Origin of the sequence: Desulfonatronospira sp., from assembly GCA_003563255.1 — a bacterium.
In the GTDB taxonomy this organism is placed as follows: Bacteria; Desulfobacterota; Desulfovibrionia; order Desulfovibrionales; family Desulfonatronovibrionaceae; genus Desulfonatronospira.
Window position 1 is genome coordinate 1 of sequence record PWSL01000507.1, and the last position, 8,358, is coordinate 8,358.

7 protein-coding genes are annotated in these 8,358 nt (G+C 51.5%); 5 read left to right on the forward strand and 2 right to left on the reverse strand.

Features of this window, described 5'->3' with window-relative positions; genetic code table 11:
• Together QZP87_RS14810 and QZP87_RS14815 are read left to right on the forward strand one after the other, a co-directional pair.
• On the forward strand, nucleotides 1-430 hold a 430-nt coding region (locus QZP87_RS14810; protein WP_291323698.1), incomplete at its 5' end, for a HAMP domain-containing sensor histidine kinase.
• Between the two features lie 445 nt (nucleotides 431-875).
• Entirely contained in the window at nucleotides 876-2,270 is a 1,395-nt protein-coding gene (locus QZP87_RS14815; protein WP_291323699.1) for an AAA family ATPase, read from the forward strand.
• Between the two features lie 610 nt (nucleotides 2,271-2,880).
• On the opposite strand, the gene QZP87_RS14820 is transcribed toward QZP87_RS14815, so the two are convergent.
• Entirely contained in the window at nucleotides 2,881-3,342 is a 462-nt protein-coding gene (locus tag QZP87_RS14820; RefSeq protein ID WP_291323700.1) for a type II toxin-antitoxin system YhaV family toxin, read from the reverse strand.
• Nucleotides 3,342-3,656 (reverse strand): type II toxin-antitoxin system PrlF family antitoxin, encoded by a 315-nt coding sequence (locus QZP87_RS14825; protein WP_291323701.1) that lies wholly within the window; start codon nucleotides 3,654-3,656, stop codon nucleotides 3,342-3,344. Before QZP87_RS14825 ends, QZP87_RS14820 begins: the two co-directional genes overlap by 1 nt.
• A 208-nt stretch (nucleotides 3,657-3,864) precedes the next feature.
• On the opposite strand from QZP87_RS14825, the gene QZP87_RS14830 reads away from it, so the two are divergent.
• From QZP87_RS14830 to QZP87_RS14840, 3 genes are all read left to right on the forward strand, one after another.
• A complete protein-coding gene (locus QZP87_RS14830) occupies nucleotides 3,865-5,073 on the forward strand; it encodes a response regulator (RefSeq protein ID WP_291323702.1) in 1,209 nt (402 codons plus the stop codon).
• 216 nt (nucleotides 5,074-5,289) lie between these two features.
• Nucleotides 5,290-6,798 (forward strand): L-serine ammonia-lyase, encoded by a 1,509-nt coding sequence (locus QZP87_RS14835; RefSeq protein WP_291323703.1) that lies wholly within the window; start codon nucleotides 5,290-5,292, stop codon nucleotides 6,796-6,798.
• A gap of 197 nt (nucleotides 6,799-6,995) precedes the next feature.
• Nucleotides 6,996-8,358 (forward strand): PAS domain S-box protein (locus QZP87_RS14840; protein ID WP_291323704.1); only part of this gene is annotated, 1,363 nt, incomplete at its 3' end.

Here is an 8,358-nt window from a genome sequence, read left to right on the forward strand (position 1 = left end):
AGCGCAGAATGTGGCCGATAAAAAGGACATCACCCTAAAGAGCGACATCCCCTATGACCTTGTAGTTCTGGTTGACCAGCTCATGATCAATACTGTGATCCGCAATGTGATCTTCAATGCAGTCAAGTTTACAAATCGTGGCGGCAATATCTCCATTACCGCCAGCCAGACAGGCCCTGACGTTCAAGTCTGCATCAGTGATAACGGCATTGGCATGAGTGAATCTATTCTTTCTACGGCCTTTTCTGTTGATAAAAGCAAGAGACAGCTGGGCACAGACGGAGAAAAAGGAACCGGCCTTGGGCTTGTCCTGTGCAAGGAGTTTGTTGAACAGCATGGCGGCAGAATATGGCTGGAAAGTGACCCGGGCAAAGGGACAAAGGTGTTTTTTACCTTGCCGGGTGCTTTCGGCTTTCGGGGTCGGACCTAACTAAGACATTGAACTAATTGAGTAAAGGACCTCTACAGGGCCTTAAAATTGTCTTAGGATGCCTTTTTTGGGGCCAAAAATATACAAAACGCCCGTTTGAGCCAAAGCGTAAGATATTTTGTCTCTCGCCCCCGGCACCTATCTTTTATAAATGCCTTGATTATTCCCGGGTTATCAAATTAGAGCAGCTTCGTGCTATGAGCATACACCTTCCCTGAGATATGTGCCGGGCAGGCTACTCGAAAGGGAGTGCAACCTGGTGGATAGAAGAGACCAAATTCGACCTGCCCAATCAACCAGGCATCTCGTAATTTTTTCCTGCCGGGCATTGACATTCATGTTCGCCTTATGTATTAAAAAATCTGCAACTTTAATTCAATACGCGGTACGAAATCATACATTTTTGTTCACAAAAGGCCGTGAATGCCGGCAATAAAGGGAGACCATGTTTCATCGCCGGATAATAGACGACATTGCGGGATGGTTCCGTCAGAAACAGCGCAGACCCCTGGTGATCCGGGGCGCGAGGCAGGTCGGCAAGACCACGGCCGTGCGCCTGGCAGCGCAGCAACTGGGCCTAGGTCTTATCGAGATCAACCTGGAGCGGCATCTGGACCTGGAGTCCCTGTTTCAGAAATTCAGCCTCAACGATCTGCTCTTCAATATCTCCCTGATCAGCGGCCAACAGGTCTTTGCGGACGCGCGGCAGATTCTGCTCCTTGACGAGGCCCAGACCACGCCTTCGGCGTATCCGTGCCTGCGCTACCTGGCCGAGGAGGCGCCGGAACTGCCGGTGATCCTCACTGGCTCTTTGCTGGATCAGGTGCTGCAGGATCAAAAGCTGTCTGCGCCTGTGGGCCGGGTTGAAACCTGCTTCATGGGGCCATTGACCTTTGAGGAGTATCTTGCGGCCGCGGGGGAGGCAAAGGCGATGCACGCCCTGCAGATGCTCCGCGCGGACAACATGGCCGCAATTCCTGATTCCGTTCACGAAAACCTGATGCAGCAGGTCCGGCGGTACACGCTGATCGGGGGCATGCCAGGCTCCGTGCAGCTCGCCCTGGACAGCGGGTTCAACCATGCGGACGTGGTCAAGTACCAGGCCTCCCTGATCCAGACCATCAAGGATGACTTCGCGAAATACGCCGGAACGCTGGATGCTCTGCGTTTGAACGCCTTTTTTAACGGAATCCTTAGGCAGATCGGGAGCCAGTTCTCCCACAAGCTGGCCAACGAGATGGCCATGGCCAGCAGCGGCGACAGCCGGCAACTGAACGCGGCCATTGAGCGTTTCCAGCAGGCCAGGCTTTTCTACCGCGTTCTGCACTCCAACGCCGACGGAATCCCCCTGGGCGCGGAGACCAGAATCCGGATCAGCAAATTTCTTTTCCTGGACATCGGCCTGCTTTTGGCCGCCCAGGGCATTCCGGCCCAGGCGGTCATGAGCGCCCCCATAGAACTGGTCCACCAGGGAGTGATCGCAGAACAGTTTGTCGGCCAGCAACTGCTCAATGCCCAGAAATCCTTTGCTCAGCCGGAACTCTACTACTGGCAGCCCCCCAGATCTCAGGGACAGGCGGAGGTGGATTTCCTGGTCGCCTTCGGCAGCCGCATCTGTCCGGTGGAAGTCAAGTCCGGGGCCACTGGCACGATCAAGTCCCTGCACTCGTTCGTGATCAAGAAAAAGGCTGACCTGGCCTTCCGCGTCAGCTCGGCCAGGCCCGGGATGCAAAAGCTCACCGCCAGGATGAACAAGGCCGAGCACCCCTTCACACTGCTTAGCATTCCGTTTTACCTGGTCAACCAATGGGAACGCCTTGCCGCCGCCGGTGATCCTTAGCTTATGGGGTCGGACCTAAACAAGTTATTAACTTGAGAGTTCAAAATTCCTGGTTCTTCGTTTCTGGTTTTATGAAATAAAGTCAATAAATTTGGTAACTTATCACAATAGTTTTTGGTTAACATCAGCCTTACCTGGTCAAGAATTATTAGCCACAGACAATAAGCCAGACTGAAAAGACAGACACAGGATATCTTTCTGCGGACGACCTGTCCGCCGAAAAGCTGTCAGCACCTGCGGAGCAACACTCTGCCTCGCCGCAAGGCGATGGCATCCTTTCCATCTGGCAAGTCGCCACGAGGAAAATATTCAGTCTGTCTTACAGTCTGCCTTTACGTCGAGCGCAGCGGGTGGCTGATAAATTCTATAAACCTTAGCCACAGGCAGGCTGCCTGTTATGATGAATAATTACTAATCCCTTAAAGCCTTCATGAATGCCCTTTGAACTGTATATAACGGCTATGCCTTAACAGTAGTCAGAAAGTGAGTTTGAAAGGAATACCATTCGAAAGGATCATTTGCTAGGAGGGTGGGACCACCTGCGGAGCTTGCACTAGTCTTGCATCTACCGCAATTTTTTCCTCGCTATTGAAAGAGTCCCTGCCAGCAGTCATAACCTTTCTATCTTGTACTCGGAGCTGGCTTCATTCAGAAGTTGATCCCAATCATCCGGCGGATTACCCTGGTGCAGCATTTTCTTGAAAACAGTGTATGGATCTTTTTTTCCTTTTGCCTGGCGCAGGGTTTGCTGGTCATTGACCCAGGCATAGATAATGATCTTTGAAGCAGAGTCGTAGCGAAAAAAGAGGCGAAAGCGCCTGCCTATCCTGGCCCTGCACCAGTGCCTGTGATCCTCTCCCAAAGTGTTGCCCTGGCGGTACACGGGATGACCAGGATCGGCAGGTATGGTCCTTAACATCAGCCTTGATAGCGCATGAAACAGCTTGACATTTGCATTGGCCTGCCAGCCTTCAGGGTCGGAAGACCTGGCGCGTTGGCAAGCTGCAGAAAGGCGTTTCAGCTGTTGGATCAGGGAGTCATGAAAGAGCAGAGTCCAGCCATGGCTCTGCATTACAGGTCCACATCTCCAGAGATTTCTTGATCATGGTCTTGATCGTATTCAAGGGCCGTGACCAAGCTTTTGACAAGATCGTCCGGGAGAACTGAAACATGGCGGCCGTGCGCGATGTCCTGTTCCAGCAGATTCAAAAAAGAGGCTACAGCCGGGTCATTGTGCTCATCTTCGGCGCTAATCACGATTTCATTGCCGCGGAGGGTGAAGGCCAATCTGGACCCTGCATCAATATTCAGAGCCTTACGGATGGCTTTGGGCAGGGTCACCTGGCCCTTGGAAGACATGGTGGCCATTTCTCTAATTGTCGTCATGCTCGTTGCTCCTGTTTCTTGTAAAAGTAAGAATTATTTCTTACCATGTCAATCATAAACATTCTTTCAAACGAAAATCAGCAAACAGTTTTAGACTTATTGATGCAGGAAGTTACATCTTAAGCATATCTGAGCGTTTTAAGTTTCAAAAAATGCTATAAAGCCAGTGTGCTGTACGAGAACTTTTGACTGTTTAAAGGATCAAATGATGTCTGAAAAAACACTGAACACAATCCTGGTAGTTGACGATACAAAGACCATTCGGCACATTACCAAGAAAACTCTGGAAGCGGACAACTACGTTGTCCTTGATGCGTCGAACGGCCCTGAGGCTCTGTCAATCGCAGCAGACAAAATTCCTGATCTGATTCTGCTGGACGTGATGATGCCTGACATGGACGGATTCGAGGTCTGCTCCAGGCTCAAGGCCGATATCTGCACCAGAGATATACCGGTGGTCTTCATCACTGCCTCGGGCAATAAAGAACACGAGGTAAAAGGTTTGGACCTGGGCGCCGAGGACTTTGTCCACAAACCCTTCCACGAGGGAGTCCTTCTGGCGCGGGTGGGGCAGATACTGCGCAGGCTGCAGGCAGAGGAACAGTTGCGCACAAGCAGGGAGAGCCATCGCATGCTCCTGGACAGTATTGAAACCCAGGTCTGGCATCTAGCCGACGAACATACTTACGGGGCGGTTAACAAGGCGCACGCGGAGTTTTTTGGACTCTCCCCAAGTGAGATCGCCAATAAAGACATTGACCAGTTCCTGTCGGAAGGACTGGTTGTTGCCAGTCGCAAAGGCAATCGGGAAGTCTTTTCCAGAAAAGAGCAGATTCACATAGAAGAATGGGTTTCCAATGCATCTGGCGAACATAGACTGTTATCTATTACCAAAACACCCAAGATTGATGAACAAGGCAATGTTGAGTACGTAGTCTGCTCTGCCGTAGACATGACCGCACAATGGAAAGCGACGGAGAAGTTAAAAGTAAGTGAAGAAAAATTAAGCAGTATTTTAAACAATATGAATGATGTAGTCTGGTCCATTTCCTGGCCTGACTTAAGGCACCTCTATCTCAGCCCCTCTTCGGAAAAGTTATATGGGATATCTGCACATGAGTTTTATGACAATCCAACGTTATTCAAAGATGTAACCCATCCAGAAGATCGACACCTTACAAAAAAAGCTGTTGAACAATTATTAGAAGAAGGCGAGGCTGTGCGGGAGTGTCGCATAGTAAGACCAGATGGCAGCATTGTTTGGATCAACGATACGTCAAAAATGATTTATGATGACAATCAGCAGCCAGTAAGGGTGGACGGAGTAACCCGGGATGTCACGGAACTGGTAAAGGCACGACAGGATTTGATCCAGGCCAAGGAACAACTGAGCAACATAACGGCTATGCCTCGATAGTAGTTCACCCTACGAAAAAGTGTAGACTGCCCCTTGTTTTTGTGCGGGACTCCGGAACCGGATATACAGGTGGGGGTGGAGAGGAATGCCTTGGACTATGAGTTGAAGTAGGTTCTAAAAGTGGATGGGCTTGGGGGCAAGGCAAGAAGTTATGCTGCCTGTAAAGCCCGGCAACGCTCCAGGATAAAATGTTTTTTTCTGTTTTATGGAGGATTTATGAAGCGACGTGATTTTTTCAAGGCGGCTATTATTTCTTCAGCAGGCATGAGTTTAGTTTTTAAACATGATCTCTCCCCAGCCAAGGGAATCAATGCCAGTGTTTTTGATGGGCGAGAAGGTGTGAGGTGTTATCAAGGGCCGCCAACGGATACCATAGATACCTCCATAAGCGAGCTACTGAAAATTGGCCCCGGGCCTTCCAGTTCGCATACGGTCGCTCCCTTGAGGATAGCGGCAAATTTCAGGGCAGCCATGGAGGAACTGCCAAGGCAGCGTCTGAGCCGGGCCAGGAAGATTGAGGCCAGGCTTTACGGCAGCCTCAGCAGCACAGGCAGGGGGCATCATACCGACAGGGCCATACTGGCCGGGCTGCTGGGAGAAAAACCGGAAAGCTGTGATACGGACCTTATGCAGGAACTTGGCCACTCCGGAAGAACAGACACCATCAGCGTGCAGGGGCAGGATTTTGTCATCGGGGCCGAGACTATAGTCTGGGCCAAGGTGGACCACAATTTTCCCTTTGAGAACACCCTGGTCATGAGATTGCTGGATGAGCAGGGGGAGGCAGTTTTCTCCAGACAGTACTATTCCACCGGTGGTGGTTTTTTCAAATGGAAAGGACAGCCTGAAGAGGAGCGCGGCGAGCCCGTTTACAGGTACAGCAGCATGACCGGTTTCAAGAAAGTGGCTGAAAATGAAAATAAAGAGCTGCATGAGATCATGATGGCCAATGAAAAAGCCATAACCGGCAAGTCTGAACAAGAAATAGTTGCCCACCTGGATCTGGTCCTGGACACCATGCAGGAAGGTGTAATGCTTGGCCTGGAGGAGGAAGGCCTGCTCCCCGCTCCATTTGAGTTTTACCGCAAAGCCAGGCATATCCACCAGCAGGCCCTGAAAATGGAGGGAGGAGACAGGTTTATGGGGCTGGTAAGCAGTTACGCCCTGGCTGTTTCCGAAGGCAATGCAGCCGGAAGGCTGGCCGTTACTGCGCCTACTCTGGGATCTGCAGGGACCATTCCGGCTGTTCTGCACCTTATGCAGCACAAGCTGAATTACTCCCGGGATGCCATGCGCAGGGGGCTTCTGGCTGCTGCTCTGGTTGGGTTTTTATGTAAAAATAACGCCAGCGTGGCCGGGGCTGAAGTGGGTTGTCAGGGTGAAATAGGTGTGGCTTCGGCCATGGCCGCGGCTATGATTACCCATGCCGGAGGGGCTTCCCTGCAGGCTACAGAGACAGCAGCTTCCAGGGCTCTTATGCATCATCTGGGCATGTCCTGCGATCCTGTGGGCGGTTTCGTGCTGATTCCCTGCATCGAAAGAAATGCATTCGGCGCCCTCAAGGGGTACAACGCCTACCTGCTGGCCACCAACGAGATGTTGTCCCAGATGTGGGGAGGGCTGGACCGGACAATCGCGGCCATGCTGGAAACCGGCAGAGCTCTCCCCCGTGCGTACAGGGAAATGGGTACAGGGGGCCTTGCGGTAACCTTGGTGGATTGCTGAAATCTGTCTTTTCCACAGGGTTCCTCACGCTCTTGTGATAGTGCATGATCTGAAAAGAGAATTTTTAAAACTGCCAACAGATGCCCGACATCTATCCTGACACATGGGGCTGCCGGGCAGTGGGGGCGGGACATGGAAACAATGCTGGAAAAACAAAGTAATTTCTTGATGCTGATTATCAGCCAGAGGGCCGACAAATGAACACTTCTGGAAACACCAGGAACAGATATTATCAGATTCAGGCTCTGGCAGGTGCTTTGCTCGCCGCAGGCATACTTACCATTGTTTCTGTCCTGTATTTTGGAGAGATAAAAGCCGGGTTCCCTGTCCATGCGGTCATGTTTATGGAAGGACTTTTAACCCTGCTCACTGCTATTGCCCTGCTGGCAGTTATTTGCTTTGCAAGAAAATGGACCAGGCCTGAACAGGGCAGAATATGGCTCATGTTGACCCTGGGTATCGGCTTGATTTTTGTCTACTCGGCAGCAGACGTTGCAGATAACTTTCTGATTGTACACCATGGGGACGGACTGCTGGAACTCTACAAAGAGGTGGCCTTGCTGCTTGGCGTCACGGTTCTGATGACTGGTTCTTACATCTGGATCAGAGACCTGCTGCGCACTCGGGAACAGCTTTTAGTCAGAGAGCAAAGATTGAGCGAGAGTGAATCCAGGTTCAGAAACCTGTTTGAGCTTTACCCCGACGCAACCCTGCTCATTAATCCGGAAACAGCCCTGCCGGTACAGTTCAACAGGATGGCCCATGAACAGCTGGGCTTCACCGCCCGGGAATTCGCCGGGATGACTATCCCCGACTATGAGGCCAAAGAATCCCCTGAAGAAACCGCCCGGCACATTGAGCATATACTTGAGCATGGCCGGGATGATTTTGAAACCATGCACAGGTGCAAGGACGGCAGCGTTATTCATGTCAATGTTACAGTCATGCTGCTGGAACAGGAGGATAAAAAACACTTCCTGTGTGTCTTTCGCGATATTACAGATCGTAAGGCAGCAATGCAGGCCCTTGAAGAGAGCGAGCAGCGTTTTCGAGACGTTGCCGAAGCCGCCGGAGAATACATCTGGGAGATTGACCCCAAGGGCACTTACAGCTTTTTGACTCGCAGGGTGGAAGATGTGCTCGGACGCAGGGTGGATGAAATCCTTGGACGCTCCCCTTTTGATTTCATGCCCCCTGAAGAGGCCCGAAGAGTTGAAAAAATGCTGGCTGGATGGGCTGAAAAAGGCGAATCCTGGCAGGGTCTGGAGCATCAATCAGTACGCCCGGACGACAGAATTGTCTGGCAGCGGGTGAGCGGGATGCCTGTAAAGGATTCAGAAGGTGAGCTGAAAGGATTCAGGGGTACCGGGCTGGATATCACTGTAGAAAAGGAAGCCAGGCAAGCCACGCAGGAATTGACAGAAAGGCTGCGCCTGGCAACTGAAGCAGCTGAACTGGGCATATGGGACCTGAGAATTTCCGATGGGTACCTGGAATGGGATGAGGGCATGTTTCGCATCTACGGAGTCAGCCGGGAGGATTTCACAAATTCTGTTGAAG